General features: G+C 62.6%; 19 protein-coding genes. 10 read left to right on the top strand and 9 right to left on the bottom strand.

Annotated features, from left to right (window positions below; genetic code table 11):
* Nucleotides 1-3: 3 nt before the first annotated feature.
* On the top strand, nt 4-1,164 hold the full coding sequence (locus tag C7G61_RS24385; RefSeq protein WP_108519224.1) for an acyl-CoA dehydrogenase family protein: 1,161 nt from the start codon (nt 4-6) through the stop codon (nt 1,162-1,164).
* A gap of 49 nt (nt 1,165-1,213) precedes the next feature.
* Here C7G61_RS24385 and C7G61_RS24380 read toward each other — a convergent pair whose 3' ends face one another.
* Nucleotides 1,214-3,295, bottom strand: coding sequence for a methyl-accepting chemotaxis protein (locus C7G61_RS24380; RefSeq protein WP_108519223.1), 2,082 nt, complete (start codon nt 3,293-3,295; stop codon nt 1,214-1,216).
* Nucleotides 3,296-3,454: 159 nt separating this feature from the next.
* Here C7G61_RS24380 and C7G61_RS24375 point away from each other — a divergent pair, with 159 nt between their 5' ends.
* The 3 genes from C7G61_RS24375 (at nt 3,455) to C7G61_RS47060 (ending at nt 5,951) form a co-directional block, all read left to right on the top strand.
* Nucleotides 3,455-4,201, top strand: a complete 747-nt coding sequence (locus tag C7G61_RS24375) for an SDR family oxidoreductase (RefSeq protein WP_108519222.1) — start codon at nt 3,455-3,457, stop codon at nt 4,199-4,201.
* Between the two features lie 886 nt (nt 4,202-5,087).
* Nucleotides 5,088-5,795 carry a topoisomerase DNA-binding C4 zinc finger domain-containing protein gene (locus C7G61_RS24365; RefSeq protein WP_108519221.1) on the top strand — a complete coding sequence of 236 codons (708 nt, stop codon included), beginning with the start codon at nt 5,088-5,090 and terminating at the stop codon, nt 5,793-5,795.
* 33 nt (nt 5,796-5,828) lie between these two features.
* Nucleotides 5,829-5,951 (top strand): hypothetical protein, encoded by a 123-nt coding sequence (locus C7G61_RS47060; RefSeq protein ID WP_274542288.1) that lies wholly within the window; start codon nt 5,829-5,831, stop codon nt 5,949-5,951.
* A 194-nt stretch (nt 5,952-6,145) separates the two neighbouring features.
* Here C7G61_RS47060 and C7G61_RS44030 read toward each other — a convergent pair whose 3' ends face one another.
* Nucleotides 6,146-6,382, bottom strand: coding sequence for a hypothetical protein (locus C7G61_RS44030; protein WP_145963682.1), 237 nt, complete (start codon nt 6,380-6,382; stop codon nt 6,146-6,148).
* Nucleotides 6,383-6,582: 200 nt separating this feature from the next.
* Between C7G61_RS44030 and C7G61_RS24360 the strand changes: the two genes are divergently transcribed.
* Entirely contained in the window at nt 6,583-6,777 is a 195-nt protein-coding gene (locus C7G61_RS24360) for a hypothetical protein (protein ID WP_108519220.1), read from the top strand.
* A gap of 415 nt (nt 6,778-7,192) precedes the next feature.
* On the opposite strand, the gene C7G61_RS24355 is transcribed toward C7G61_RS24360, so the two are convergent.
* A complete protein-coding gene (locus C7G61_RS24355; RefSeq protein ID WP_108519219.1) occupies nt 7,193-7,447 on the bottom strand; it encodes a hypothetical protein in 255 nt (84 codons plus the stop codon).
* Between the two features lie 240 nt (nt 7,448-7,687).
* Between C7G61_RS24355 and C7G61_RS24350 the strand changes: the two genes are divergently transcribed.
* On the top strand, nt 7,688-7,927 hold the full coding sequence (locus tag C7G61_RS24350; protein ID WP_108519218.1) for a hypothetical protein: 240 nt from the start codon (nt 7,688-7,690) through the stop codon (nt 7,925-7,927).
* 28 nt (nt 7,928-7,955) lie between these two features.
* On the opposite strand, the gene C7G61_RS24345 is transcribed toward C7G61_RS24350, so the two are convergent.
* Nucleotides 7,956-8,384, bottom strand: coding sequence for a hypothetical protein (locus C7G61_RS24345; protein ID WP_108519217.1), 429 nt, complete (start codon nt 8,382-8,384; stop codon nt 7,956-7,958).
* A gap of 438 nt (nt 8,385-8,822) precedes the next feature.
* Here C7G61_RS24345 and C7G61_RS24340 point away from each other — a divergent pair, with 438 nt between their 5' ends.
* On the top strand, nt 8,823-9,614 hold the full coding sequence (locus C7G61_RS24340) for an SDR family NAD(P)-dependent oxidoreductase (protein ID WP_108519216.1): 792 nt from the start codon (nt 8,823-8,825) through the stop codon (nt 9,612-9,614).
* An 81-nt stretch (nt 9,615-9,695) separates the two neighbouring features.
* Here C7G61_RS24340 and C7G61_RS44810 read toward each other — a convergent pair whose 3' ends face one another.
* Together C7G61_RS44810 and C7G61_RS24335 are read right to left on the bottom strand one after the other, a co-directional pair.
* A complete protein-coding gene (locus C7G61_RS44810) occupies nt 9,696-9,851 on the bottom strand; it encodes a hypothetical protein (protein ID WP_190241967.1) in 156 nt (51 codons plus the stop codon).
* 9 nt (nt 9,852-9,860) lie between these two features.
* Nucleotides 9,861-10,094, bottom strand: coding sequence for a DUF6894 family protein (locus C7G61_RS24335; RefSeq protein WP_108519215.1), 234 nt, complete (start codon nt 10,092-10,094; stop codon nt 9,861-9,863).
* Nucleotides 10,095-10,335: 241 nt separating this feature from the next.
* Here C7G61_RS24335 and C7G61_RS24330 point away from each other — a divergent pair, with 241 nt between their 5' ends.
* Complete coding sequence (locus C7G61_RS24330; protein WP_190241952.1) at nt 10,336-10,521, top strand: hypothetical protein; 186 nt, start codon at nt 10,336-10,338, stop codon at nt 10,519-10,521.
* A 197-nt stretch (nt 10,522-10,718) separates the two neighbouring features.
* On the opposite strand, the gene C7G61_RS24325 is transcribed toward C7G61_RS24330, so the two are convergent.
* Nucleotides 10,719-11,738 (bottom strand): hypothetical protein, encoded by a 1,020-nt coding sequence (locus tag C7G61_RS24325; protein WP_108519214.1) that lies wholly within the window; start codon nt 11,736-11,738, stop codon nt 10,719-10,721.
* A 227-nt stretch (nt 11,739-11,965) separates the two neighbouring features.
* Here C7G61_RS24325 and C7G61_RS24320 point away from each other — a divergent pair, with 227 nt between their 5' ends.
* On the top strand, nt 11,966-12,727 hold the full coding sequence (locus C7G61_RS24320; protein WP_108519213.1) for an alpha/beta fold hydrolase: 762 nt from the start codon (nt 11,966-11,968) through the stop codon (nt 12,725-12,727).
* Here C7G61_RS24320 and C7G61_RS44805 read toward each other — a convergent pair.
* Nucleotides 12,724-12,885 (bottom strand): hypothetical protein, encoded by a 162-nt coding sequence (locus C7G61_RS44805; RefSeq protein WP_190241951.1) that lies wholly within the window; start codon nt 12,883-12,885, stop codon nt 12,724-12,726. The two genes, C7G61_RS24320 and C7G61_RS44805, sit on opposite strands and share 4 nt — an antisense overlap.
* Before the next feature lie 34 nt (nt 12,886-12,919).
* Entirely contained in the window at nt 12,920-13,153 is a 234-nt protein-coding gene (locus tag C7G61_RS24315) for a DUF6894 family protein (protein ID WP_108519212.1), read from the bottom strand.
* 340 nt (nt 13,154-13,493) lie between these two features.
* Between C7G61_RS24315 and C7G61_RS24310 the strand changes: the two genes are divergently transcribed.
* Nucleotides 13,494-13,862 (top strand): hypothetical protein, encoded by a 369-nt coding sequence (locus tag C7G61_RS24310; RefSeq protein WP_108519211.1) that lies wholly within the window; start codon nt 13,494-13,496, stop codon nt 13,860-13,862.
* Nucleotides 13,863-13,975: the final 113 nt, after the last annotated feature.

Here is a 13,975-nt window from a genome sequence, read left to right as displayed (position 1 = left end):
ACGATGAGTACCGATGAGGAGACCGCCCTGATCCGCGAGACGGTCGCGAAATTCGTCGACCGCGAGTTGATTCCCCTCGAGCCGCATTACTTGAAGTCCAAGCTGCCGGGCTCCGATCATCCGGAACTGACCGCCGAGCAGAAGCATCGGCTGCGGACGGTCTCGAAGGAGCTGGGTTTGTGGGGTCTCGATGCCCCCGAAGATCTTGGCGGCCACGATCTGCCGACCCGCACCATGGCCGCGGTCCACGAGGAGCTCGGCCGTACCTGCGTGCCTTTCGTGTTGCCGCCGGACTCGCCGAACCTGCGCATGTTGCAGGCGGCCGGCACCGAGGCGCAGAAGCGGAAATACATGCAGCCCTATATCGAGGGACGCATGACGTCGGCGATCGCGATCTCCGAACCGGGCGCCGGCGGTGATCCGGCCGCAATGAAGACACGAGCAGTGCTCGACGGCGATCAGTGGGTGCTCAACGGCCGCAAGATCTGGATCAGCAATGCGCGCGCCGCCGATTTCATCATCGTCATGGCCCGCGTCGGCAGCGATGCGCGGCAGGGCGGCATCACCTCCTTCATTGTCGAGAAGGGCACGCCCGGCTTCGTCATCGAGCGTGAAATCCCGATGCTCGGCGGCGGCTCGACCTATGAAATCGTGTTCGAGGATTGCCGTATCCCGGCCGACTCCGTGCTCGGCGAAATCGGCAAGGGCTATGCGCCGATGCAGCTCCGGCTGCGCACGCGGCGGCTTGAGATGGGGTCGACCTGCATCGGCATCGCCAGGCGGGCACTCGACATGCTGTGCGAACACGCCAGGCAGCGCGAGACGTTCGGCGTCAAGCTCGCCGATCGCCAGGCGATCCAGTGGTGGATCGCCGACATCTCGACGCGCATGCATGCCTGCCGGCTGATGGTGCGCGATGCCGCTGACAGGACCGACCGCGGCGAGGACATCCGCCACGAAGCCTCGATGATCAAGGTGTTCGCGACCGAGATGGCCTATGAGGCCTGTGATCATGCCATGCAGACGCTCGGTGCGCTCGGCATGACGCTGGAACTGCCGCTCAACGCGCTCTGGCAGAAGGCACGCCTGATGCGGATGTACGAGGGACCGAGCGAGGTCCACCGCCAGTCGATCGCGCGCCGCGTGCTCGGGCTACGCGGCTAAAATGCTCGAGCGGATCGGCTAGGCTTCTCCGGCCGATCGGATATTCAGATCAAGCCGCACGCACCTCCGAGAGGAAGCGGTTGACCTGTCCGGCGAGATCCTTGGACTGCGAGGACAATTGCTCCGCTGCGCCAAGCACCTGATTGGCGGCGGCGCCGGTGTCGTCGGCGGCCTTCTGGACGCCCGTGATGTTGGAATTGACCTCCTGGGTGCCGCGCGCGGCTTCCTGCACGCTGCGGGAGATTTCCTTGGTCGCGGAGCCCTGTTCCTCGATCGCGGCCGCAATCGCGGTGCCGATCTGGTCGATCTCGGCGATCACGTTGGCGACGTTCTGGATCGCCGTCACGGTCTGGTCGCTCGCCGCCTGTATAGCGGCGATCTGTTCGGAGATTTCGGTGGTGGCCTTGGCGGTCTGGCCGGCCAGCGATTTGACTTCGGAGGCGACGACGGCAAAGCCGCGGCCGGCATCGCCGGCACGCGCGGCTTCGATGGTCGCGTTCAGCGCCAAGAGGTTGGTCTGCGCGGCAATGCTCTGGATCAGCGTCACGACGTCGCCGATCTTCTGCGCGCCGTCGGCGAGCGAGCGGGCGGTGTCGCCGGTGCGCCGGGCATTGTCGACCGCGCGGGCGGCGATTTCGGTCGATTGCGCGACCTGGCGGCCGATTTCCGAAATCGAGGAGGCCAGCTCCTCGGTGGCGCTCGCAACAGTCTGCACGTTTGCCGAAGTCTGATCGGAAGCGGCGGCGACGATGGCCGCCTGACGGTTGGTGAGCGTGGCTGTCGATGACATCGACTGCGCGGTATCTTCCATGATGGATGACGCCGACGACAGCCCGCCGACGAGTTCGATGACCTTGGCTTCGAACACACGGGTGAGTTCGTCGAGCACCTGGGCGCGGCGCATCTTGCCGTCGTTCTCGGCGGCCTTCTCGGCGGCAAGCCGTTCGGCCTCGACCATGCTGTCCTTGAAGACGCCAACGGCAGCAGCCATCGCGCCGATTTCATCATTGCGTTCGCTGCCCGATATTTCGCTCGCAAGGTCACCGCTGGCCAGCCGCGACATCCGCGCAGTGAGATCGACGATCGGTTTGCAGACGCGGCGGCGAACCATCATGATCAGCACGGCGCTGGCGGCGACGACTGCGATAAGACCCGCGAGCGCGATCAGAAAGCTGAGACGCGCGGAGGAATAGGCTTCGCCGAGCACCTGTTCGGCGTTGTCGTAGAAGGCATCGCGGACCGTAATGATGGACGCAAGACCGAGTTGGGTCTCTGCGTAGTAGGTCTCCATATCGTGTTCATATTTGCCGCTGATGGCGCCATCCTTGACGAGCTTTAGCTCTTTGCCGAAACGATCGACATAGGCTGCGTTCATCTTGTCGAGCGCCGCGGCCACATTGGCCGGCGTAGCGGGATTGCCGCGCAATTCCTGCAGCGACATCAGAATTTGATCGTTTCGCCCCTGCGAGCGGCTGATATCCATCTTCTCGGCTTCGGTAGCTACCCGGTTGGCGCCGATGAGATTCTTGTGCAGGCTGGAGTTGAGACCACCGACGTCGCGTAGCGTCCAGGCGATATTGGCGTAGCTTGCTTGCCGGTAGGCCGTGCCGTCGAGCATCGCGATCTTGCGCACCTGCTCGTCGAGCAGCGTCGTGATAGCCTTGTTGAAGGCCGAGTTGTCGGAGACGATTTTCCTGGCCGCATCGCGGCGGGCTTCCGCCGGGCCGGTGAGGGCCTTGTCGATGGCTGCGCGCAGCCCGGCGAACTGGGTATTCAGGGCATCGATGCTGCTGCCGACGGCGGCACTGTCATCGATCGCGCCGGGCAGGGTCGCTTTGACCCGGTTCATCTTGTCGCGCGCCCCATCGGTGTTCTTGCGATATTTGTCGAGCTCAGTGAGCAGCTTCGGATCCACGGCGGGAGGTCCGAACATGATGTTGGTGGCAAAGCCACGCTCGGGATTCATGTAGCGCGGGATGTCGCCGACCGCGCGCACCAGCTCCAGCCGGCTCTGCGCGACCGAGACCTGATCCATGGTCTGGTATTTCGAAACCGCCACATAGACGGCGAGCCCGCCGCCGACGGCGGAAAGCGAGACGATGGCAGCGGTCAGGAGGGTGCCGATTTTCATGGGATTTAAGCCATTTGCGCGGGTCAGAGCATGCGGGCCACCAGTATAGGTGGTGCTAATTAATCCGGGGTTTACAGTGGGGCTTGTCACGCCGGCGCCTTGCCGTGCGTCTTTGATGCAGCGCGGGGTTGCCGCGGCTTCAGTGAGAGGAGCGAGGAAATGAAGATCGTTATCATCGGCGGTACGGGCCTTATCGGCTCGAAAATGGCACCTCTGCTCCGGTCGCGCGGCCATGAGGTGCTGCAGGCGTCGCCGAGCAGGGGCGTCAACGCCGTGACCGGGGAGGGCTTGCAAGGAGCGCTTGCAGGCGCGGATGTCGTCGTTGACGCCTCGAATTCGCCCTCGTTCGAGGACAAGGCGGTGCTGCACTTCTTCGAGACGGGGACGCGCAACCTGATCGCGGCTGCGAAGCAGGCCGGCGTGCGGCACTGCATCGCGCTGTCGATCGTCGGCACCGACCGGCTCGAAAGCAGCGGCTATTTCCGTGCCAAGTTGGCGCAGGAGCGGCTGATCGCGAGTTCCGGTCTGGCCTACACGATCCTGCGCGCCACCCAGTTCTTCGAATTCGTCGGCGCGATCGCGGATTCCGGGCGCAGGGATGGTGCGGTCCATGTCTCCAGCCAGTTGATGCAGCCGTTGCTTTCCGACGAGGTCGCCGTTGCGCTCGCCGATGTGACCCTCGGCGAACCTGCCAACGGCATACGCGAGGTCGCAGGCCCCGAAGCGGCGCCGCTTGCGGACTTCGTCGGCCGCTGGCTGCGCAAGCAGGGCGACACCAGCAAGATCGTGTCGAGCGCTGACGTGCCGTATTTCGGTGCGCCGCTCGCATTGCGCACGCTGGTGCCGGACGCCGGCGTGCGGATCATGCCGACGCGTTTCGACGATTGGCTGGGCAGGGCGGCGTAGGGTTTGGTGCAGCAGCGATTCCCATTCGTCATTGCGGGTGAAGCTTGTAGCCCGGATGAGCGAAGCGATATCCGGGGCGGTGTTAGCGTGATCCCGGATGTCGCTTCGCTCATCCGGGCTACGAACTGAATACGGCCTCGCCTTCTCGCGGTACGATGTACCCGAGGTTTGCATCTTCGTTTGCCCTCCTCGAAAATCAGAGGGCGCAGGGAAGACCGGGTGCCTGCTGCACCCGCGGTCTCGCGTGCGATTTGCGCAAACAAAAGTGCACACGAGCATACAGGGCAGCGAGAACACTCCGGCCTTCCCTGCGCAATGGCTTTACGACTTACAGCGAGCTCTCCCCGGTGAACGGCTCTATTGCCACCGTCGCTCCCAAGAAGCTTGCTTCTCAAGAACTTGACGCCAGCACCGCGGCGTCAGGACCACACGACTTGATGTCTAGCGATTTCCTGCGCTTGGGGAAAACTCGAAAAACCCCGTCCAATTAAGGGTTTCTATGAATTGGCGCGGCGCGCCGGCTGGCCGGCGAAACCGCGTCGGGCCTATTAGGCCCTAGTTTCACATCCTGCCCTTTGGGCGAGAGTTGGGGCTGCGCCGGGCAAGGCTTTGATCCGGTCGGGTTGCGCCCCCGGTGGCCCGTGGCCGCCTGTGCGCTGGCGAGGGCGGGCCCGGTGTCCTGTAAGCCTTGCCGCCCCGGCGCGCTACGGCCTCGCGCCTGACCGGATGGACGCCCCGCCTGCCATGCGCGGGCGGTGCCTGAACGCCTGACGATGGCTTGCAATCGCAATGGTTTGGCACGCGCTGACAATCACGATGTGATTGGGATATTCTAAATTAGTCGCCAGCGCGCCTTGCGCGGCTCTCGCGAAGCAAAAGCCCGGTCATGAATGATCCTGATCAATTTACGTTTTTCGAGGAAGCAGCTTCACCGACTGCGATTGAGGTTCCTGTATTGAAAGTGTTTGATGGTGATGGGTTCCTCACCAAGATCGCCCTTCGTCAACTGACGGATAATCCAAACGACCACACAGAGTTCGAAGCCACAATTCGATTTGGCTTTGTCGATGTTCCAGAGCTTGAGCAAAGAGGTGGTTGTGAAGCGAGAGAGTTTCTCACTGCTTTGATCGGAGGGCGAAAAGTTTGGATTGATATCCTGACCAAGATGGATACAGGCAAATCGTTTGATAGGCATGGGCGGATTGTCGCTGTTCCATATTTGGGTGATCGATATCCAGCTTCTATGGTCAGCAATCGATCGTTATATCTGACAGGAAATATTGAGATTGAGATGTTGCTGAATGGTTGGGCTTGGGTTCTCGAAAGATATGGGCCTGATGAGATATATTTTGAAGCTTTGGAAGTTGCTCAGAGGAACAAGCGGGGAATTTGGGCGTACGAGGATAATGTTCACCCTTGGACCTTTAAGCGTCAGAAATATATTGATCGTCGTCTATCTGCAAAAGAACCGAAAACTGTTGAAAAATGTCCAGCGGAAGGCTGTGTTGGAAGTTTGGTAAAACGCAACGGGAAGTTCGGAATGTTCTATGGATGCTCAAACTATCCGAATTGTACGTACTCACGTTCAATATAGAAATGTTTGGGCCGCGATGACGCTGGCGCGGTCGTGTTGATGACGCTGGCGACGTTGGTCGATGCTGACGTGTTCGATCTGCTCGCGTGTCTGATGCCGATGGCGTGCGGCGTTGGTGTGCCGGTTTCGGATTTGCTCTCGCAGTCGTCGTGGTGACGGCGGGCACCCTCGAAGGATGGCGGACCCTTCGCAAGATGGTCGTCAGGGTCCTTCCGAGGGCGTGAGGAACCGGGGGGACCGCGCGACCGCCCCCTTTGAGGATATTTGCAGTCGCGCAATCTCGGCTAATTTTTATGCTACTTGGTACACAAAGGCGCGGCACATGAGCGCGCCTTGGCGCTCGGACCGCCTCACTGCGGCAAATCCTTGCAGAGCTTGATCACGATCATGACTGTCGAGCCGATTGCGACTACCACCGGGCAGACAAACGGCAACTCTTCCAGCAGGCCGACAAGGACCGCTCGGACGCGGAGAGTTCTCTTCACATTCGCGAAGCGCCAGCCTGCCACACCCATCGGACATCTCCGTTTGGCCCCCAGCAGCAGCGGTCTGATTTTCAACGCGAAGCGAGCCTCGGCTATTGCCAATTCGGGTGTTCCCTAGATCAAGGTGAAGGAACCCTTGCTTGAGCACTCATTTGTGTGCAGGTCACGGGCCGCGCGATGTGGCGCATGGCAATATGAAATCCGCGACCTTCGTGCATTGGAACGCCCGGGGCTGGTGCGAAGTTAGATCAATTGCGCAGCATCGCGGCTGCGCCGAGGGGGCGTTGCACTGGAGGCAGCGCATGAAAGTCATCATCGACGAGGCCGGCGAGATCATCGCCAAAGCAACCGATGACCATACTTTGATCGGCGGCCACCATCGCCTCTCGCAGGCGGCCAGCCTCGGTAAGAGACTTTTCTGGCGAGATACCGGCGAACCTGTGAAGCTTGATCACTTCTTTAAGCATTATGGAAGTTCGCTTCGACATACAGCCTGATCCGCCCGCGGAGGTTATCGTTTTTCTGGAGGCTTTCCCGCGTCCCGATCTTACTTGCTCCGCTGCTTGATCGACCACAGCCGGTCAGTCGCAGCTCTCGCGTCCATCGCATCTCAGCGCGCGTTCGTGACGATGGCCAACGCCCCTCAATTGGGTGAGACGGGCGGAGTTATGCCGCTGATTTGGCCTGCGGCGGAAGCGGAATATTTTTACGCGAATGGCTGGACAGGTTTTGACTGATTTGCCCGTCGTGTTGTTTTGTCGCGGTTGCGCGCCGAGATTGCGCTTGCGCGCAAAGCAAATCAGTTCGCAGTCCGTTGGGTGGGTAGAGCGATAGCGTGCCCACCATCAAGATGCGCGATCGGTGATGAATGGTGGGCACGTCGCTAACGCGCCTTTGGCCCCCTACGCCGCATCACTGCGTTTCTTCGGTCACGCCCTTTGTGGCGGAGCGAGGCTGGGCTGGCGCCTTGGGGCCCGTCTCCTGACAGGGGCGTCCCGTCCACGAACCGTCGGCCGCCTGCTGATAGGCCTGGCAGGAGGAGGCCGCAGGCGCCTCGGTTGCTTTCGCCGTATGCGAATGCGCGCTGGAATTTCTGGCGAGCGTCGGCGCTGCCAGGGTGAGGAGGGCGGCCGCCGAACCGAAGAAGATCGCTTGTCCTAACCGCATGGGAAATTCTCCATTCTCGAAAAGCCGATGTCTTTTTTTCCCAAGATGTCTTTTTACTAAAAAGGATTGCGGAAATTTTTGGGAATGCCCGTGGGGTATGCCAGCGCTTGCTTAACGTTCTGCAAACGCCCCGGGGACCGGCTGACGCATCGCGGCACTGGACGAATTCTGTTCCCGCGTCGAGGAACCAGTTCCCTCGGCCGTGCGTTGGTATGGCATCATGCCGAAGGCAGGGCGTCCATGCGTCCGGAAAAGTCACTCTTCAATGCGGTGCTTACCCATTTCCTGATGGGCGTGACGCTTGGGCTGTCGCTGGTGCTGTTGCTCGGCCTGTTCGATGCCTTTCATGTCAGGGACCTCGTTGCCAAAAGCGGCGCACCTGTTCAGACCACGCTGATGCTGGTCACGACCTACGGGTTGATGTTCGGCATCGGCGCAGCGCTGACCGGTCTGGTGCTGACGCTGGAGGACGATAGCTGACGGCGAATGCGGGGCTACTTACTGCCAATTAGCGGCGCAGGCGGGCGATCGTGCCGGCGACGATCTGCATGGAGACGCCGACCACCCATCCGGCCATGATCATCGATATCCATACCAAATGCGGATCGTGGCGCAGCACGATCACGCCGACGCAGGCGAACGCCGAGAACGCCGCGAGGAAGGTGCCGATCGCGCTGAGCAGTTCCGGCGTATCGATTTTGCCGACCCAGGTACCATCGGCGGGCCCGCCGCTCGAGGCAGTGAGGGGCGGCGTATCGATACCGAGATAAAAGCCGACGGCGCCGCCGATCATCATCAATAGCAGGAAGGCCTGATTGGTGAGCACGGAATGGCTCGTGCCCACCAGCGCCGCCACAAACAACCCGCTCGCTGCGCCGGCCATGGCAAGCCCAAGGCGTTCCAGAACATGGGCGACTTTTCGAACGCGGGTCTGCATGGCGGCGCCCCCCGGTTACGGAGCAAGGTTAGGACGATTTTGGACGAGGTGAAAGCAACCTCCCGAAGCAGGTGGTGCCCGAATTGATACAGCGCAAGGTGTAAGGCGTAGTGTAGACTTTGTCTCAAGCTCAAAGGGATTAGCGAGGCCAGACCCGATGCGATTGCGCCTGTTCGTGAGCGGGCAGAATCGCATTCGATTTACACGTAATGCCGAGGGGCATGTTTCGGGTGCGTTGCTCAGCACCTCCAGGATCCGCAACTTTCGCTTTGAGCGATTGGCGAGGTAGCAAGCTCGCATCAATCCGCCTTTGGCTGCGTGCTAATGAATCCGCGGCTGAGATGAGATAAGAGATGGATGCCCGGGATATCTGGCGCGAGGACGCGGCTTCGCGCTCTTGATTGGGCATGACGACATCCCTCGAAGGAGGTACCCGATATGAGCCTGCTCGACCATCCATTCGACCTTGCACGCGATGCCGCGCTCGTCACCGGCGCAGGCAACGGGATCGGCCGCGCGATCGCGCAAGCCCTGGTCGGCGAGGGTTTGCGCACGGTGTTTGCCGATGTGAACCGGGACACCGTGACGGCGGCCGTCAACGCTTCGCCGCGGCCGGAGCTCGCCGTGCCCTGGGTCGGCGATCTCGCCGATGTCGCGGCGCGCGATGCGCTGCTGGCGGACGCTGCCGCCGCCCTCGGGCGCGTGACGCATTTCGTGCACAGCGCCTCGCCGCCGCGGCGCGAAGCCGATCATGCGCTTGGCGTCACCACGGAGACATGGGCGCAGATGCATGCGGTGAATCTTGAGGCCGGCTTCCATCTCTCGCGCGAACTGGCGCGAAAGCTGATTGCCGACAAACAACCCGGCTCGTTCCTGCTCTTGACCTCGCTGCATGCCGGCACCCCGCGCAACCTGCCGCACTACTCGACGTCGAAGGCGGGGCTTTCGATGCTGGTGAAGGAATTGGCCAAGACGTTCGGCCGCTTCGGCATTCGCGTCAACGCGCTGGTGCCCGGCGCGATCGCGGCCGGTGGCTTCGTCGCCGATCCCGCGCTCGCAAGACACATTCCGCTCGGCCGGCTCGGCGAGGCCAAAGACCTGGCACCGCTGGCGCTGGCGGTGCTGTCGAACCGGATATCGGCCTATGTCACGGGCGCCGCGATCGTGGTCGACGGCGGCCTGTCGCTGACGAACTGGTTCGAACCGCCGGAGTTGGGGGATCTCCTGTAGCCCGGGTGGAGCGCGGCGCAACCGGGATCAGCCCATCTGATGGCGCCCCGGATTTCGCTTCGCTCCATCCGGGCTACAGGACTACTGAATGCCCGGATGCTTCGCGTGCCATTTCGGGCCGGGGCCGCGCATGTAGTGCAGTTCGGGGCGGTAGGGGTTGCGGGCAAGATCGACCAGCCTGCAGCAATGGATCACGATCTCTGTCAGGCGTTGAAGCAGCGGTTGCATGAGCAGCATGACGGCCTCTCAATGCAGCTTGCCGAGCATGGACGAAAACGGCAGCTCGAAGATTTCATCGTTGAGATCGTCGCTGACGTGCAGCGTCCAGTCGCGCCAGTCTTCCGGACCCTCTGCCGTTATCAGCGACTGCACGACGCGGGCGGCGTGGTCGCGCACCTCGGCCAGGTTTCCGACGGCGGTACCGCGCTGGTCGATGCATACGCCTTCGGAATTGGAGTAGTGGAAATAGACTCTTGCCATGTCCGACTCCCGCGATTGCGATTCGCGCTCGAAAATACCAGTCGGAAGGCCGGCTTGATATTCGGGGAGATTGCGGACGGGATATTACGGGGACTGCAGGTGGAACCACGCGATCCCTGAATTTGTCCGAAAATTATCCATCGCAGCGGGAGGAACGAGACTTTCGGTTCGGCCGTTTCACGAGCAGGCCGCGACGATCGGAACGCTGCGGCGTGGACTGGTGGAACCCTGGGAGAGCGACATGATGTCGGAAATGCAGATCCACACGATTGCGCGCCAGATGATGGAGAAGCACGGCCTCACCGCGATCGCGCAAGCCGCGCACAATGCACAGGATTGCGAGACCAAGGGCGATGTCGAGGAAGCCAGGGAGTGGCGTCATATCGAGGACGCCATGAAGATGATGCGGGGACCGCATCAGAGCTAGCGGATTGGCGCGGTCACTTGTCCCGGATGCGGTGCGGCCCAGGCGATGCGGAGCATCGTCCGGTAGCGCTGCTCCGCTGAGCCGCGACCCATCTCCAGCATGAACTTCAAATCAGCGGCGCATCTCGCCTCCAACATAGCGCGTCGAAGACGCGCGTGAACGCGCTGTCGGCGCCGCGCAGCATCCGGGGAACGCAGCTACCGCAGCGGCATCGGCGGGCGCACCACCGGCTGGCCGTCATCGGCTATCGTTTGCACGGGCGGTGCAGGCGGCAACGGTGCGGCGGCTTGGGCCGGCGGGAGCGGCGCTGCGGGAGCGGCAATCGGCGCGGGCGAATAGGAATAGGCCGGCTTCGGCTTGCGCACCGGCGGCGGGGCGGCCGGCCGCGGTGGGGGCGGCGTCAGCGCCGACACCCTGGGCCGCAGGTTCTGCTCGGCAGGCCTGGTTTCGGCCGCTTTGGCCTCCGAAGCCTTGGTATCTGAAGCCTTGGCCTCGGAAGCCTTGGCCAACTCCCGCGCCATCTGGGCCTGGCTCGCCTTGAGCTGCGCGATGGTGGTTTTCAGCTCCTCGACCTGCTGGCCCATCGTGGCGAGATCCTGCGCCATCGATTGCAACTGGGCCGATTCCGCCGAGGCTGTGGCCACGGGAGCTGCGGCAGGTTCGGGCTGGGCCGGCGTCGTCGCTGCCGGTTGCGCAGCAGCCGGATCGGCTGCGGCAGCCTGAACTGCAGACGCATTTGGTTGCTCGGCGACGGCAGCCTTGTCGGAGGACAATGCAGCCAGCACGAAGGGTGGTGCCCACTCGGCGGCCATCGCCTTGGCATGATCGCCATAGTGCTGCCACGCAGCGGCAGCGATGGCGCCGCACAGGCCGAGCAGCGCCATGGTCAGGCGCTTCGCCCATTTGCCCATCGGCCGTTCGCCGGGAGGCTTGAGACCATCCACCTTGATCTCGCCCGGCCTGACGTTCTCGACCCGGATATCGCGAACATCTGGAGTGGGAAACGTCGGTTCAACCTGGGGAATTGGCGCGCTGACCGAAATCGGGGGTGCAACGTGGGCCTGCGGCTTTGCCGCGACTTGAACTTGCGGCGCCACCGAAGGGGCGGCCGGATCGTGCGCCAGCGGCGGCGCCTTTTCGGCATGCGCGTGCAGCAGCGATTCGATCGCAAAGACGTCGTGCGGATCGGTGTCTTTCAGCGTTGGCGTGGATTGCATTGGCGGTCCCTTGCTCAGTCCAATGTCACCCGCATCGGGCGGCGAGCATGCTTTGCGGCGTTGAAAACCCTCTGCCCAGAAAGCCCCTTACCCAAGCCGCCACACGGCCAGCGAGGTTTGACGAAAGCAAGGCGATCTTGTGGAGAGGTTGCGGCCGGGGGTTCCGGCCGCTGGAACCGGACCACAAAGACCACATATCTGCGTATCACCAACGAGGGGGATTTTACGTGCCATTTGCCGTTCATCGCGGACAGAGGATTCATTACACGGTGGAGGGCGAGGGGCCGCTGGTCGTGCTGCAGCACGGCATGCTGATGGACGCCAGCGTGTGGAAGCAGGGCGGATTCGTCGATGCGCTGACCGACAGATACCGCGTGGCATGCGTGGACTCACTCGGCCACGGGGGGAGCGACAAGCCGCCGGACACCGATCACTACCGTCAGGAGCAGCGGGCCGGCGATATCGTTGCCGTGATCGATGATCTCCACTGCGCCCGCGCCCATCTGGTCGGACATTCGATGGGGGCGTGGCTCGGCGTCGGCGTCGCGAAATATTATCCCGAACGGCTGTCGTCGCTGGTGCTCGGCGGCTGGGATGTGGTGAACGGTCTGCCGCCGACCAGGCAGGGGCCGCTGCAGTTCGACGCCTTCATGAAATTCGCGCGGCTGACCGCGCCGCATTTGACCCGATCGGTCACGACGGAATCGGAGTCCGGCCTGCGGGCCTGCTTTGACGCGCTCGGCCAACTCGATGGCGCCGGCAAAGCCGTGCTGGAATCCGGTTTCCCGGTGATGATCTGGGAGGGACAGGACGATCCCGCGCACGCGCGGCGCAAGGCGTTCGCCGATACCAACGGCCTGCGTTTCCTGTCGACGGCCGGAGATCACCTTGGAATGGTGCTCACCCATGGCATGGAAAGCGCAGACGGAATAGGGGGATTTTTGGATCTGGCGCAGAACGCGCCGGGCGCGGGGTTGGCTGCGTCCTAGAGAGCAATTCCTGCGACGTCAGCGCGATGCCTGGCGGCGTGCCATTTCGGGCCGGGGCCGCGCATGTAGTGGCGCTCGGGACGATAGGGGTCGCGGGCGCGCTCGATCAGGCGGTGGCAGCGTGCCACGATCGCATCGAGGCGGCGGAGCAGCGGCATGAAAGGCGGTCGTGCCGGCAAGCATGGCAACCTCTCAGTGCGGTTTGCCGAGGACGAAGGCGAATGGCAGAACGAAGATCTCTTCGTCAAAATCGTCGCTGACATGCACGACCCAGTCGCGCCAGTCTTCCGCGTCGCGTCCCATGATCAGCGAGCGGACGATGCCGGCTGCGCGGTCGCGCGCCTCGGCGAGGTCGCTCACCGCTTCACCGGATCGATCGATCCGCACTTCCCGGGAGTTCGAGCAGTGGAAATAAACCTGGGCCATGTTGGCCTCCTGTAAGCGAAGCTACTCTTATTGGTACGAAGCTAGCGCCAGATGGTTCTGCCCATCCGTGATGCAACTCACAGTCGGTCATTAAGATTTTATTAATGCTGTAGTGGTGAAGTTTTAGGCATGGAATCGCAGCGGAACCGGACCTCCCGAGCCGGCAGTTGCAAGAGAAGGCCGGCGGCGTAATGCCCGCCGGCCTTTATCTCTTGCTGACTTTCTCTTGCCGGCGACAGACAGGCGATCGTCTCTGAAACTCACGGCGCCGTGAAACCGGTCTCGGGAACCAGCATCTGATCTCGCCCGTTCGCTCTCATATAGAGATGGAGAGCGAGCGATGACGAAACTGACACTGCTTGCCGCGGCCGCGGTCGTTGCGACGGCGCTTGCGACGCCTGCGATGTCGCAGGAAGCGACCCAGGAGCCCGGGATGATCGGGTTTAGTTACCCGAACTCCAACTATCTGCTCGGCGGATATGGCGTGCGCACGCCGAGCCGCTATGACTACAGCTATTACGGACCTCGCGTGTACTACGGACCTCGCGTGCATTACGGTCCCCGCTATTATGGTCCCGGCTATGTTGGCGGACCGGTCGGGCTGGCTGCCGGTGTGGCTGCGGGCGTGATCGGAACGGCGGGCGCTATCGCAGCCGCGCCGTTCGCCGATTCCTATGCCTATTACGGCGACGACCCCGGCTATTGGTGAGCCGGATGGTCACCTCATCAAAGCGGCCTCGCGGCCGCTTTTTTGTTGGCGCTCGGTGCGTAGCCCGGATGAGCGCAGCGATATCCGGGACCCCTCCAGCACCGCATCGGATG

Origin of the sequence: Bradyrhizobium algeriense, assembly GCF_003062295.1 — a bacterium.
Taxonomy (GTDB): Bacteria; Pseudomonadota; Alphaproteobacteria; order Rhizobiales; family Xanthobacteraceae; genus Bradyrhizobium; species Bradyrhizobium algeriense.
The sequence above is the reverse complement of the archived record's forward strand: the minus strand, read 5'-3'. Positions and strand labels throughout refer to the sequence as shown.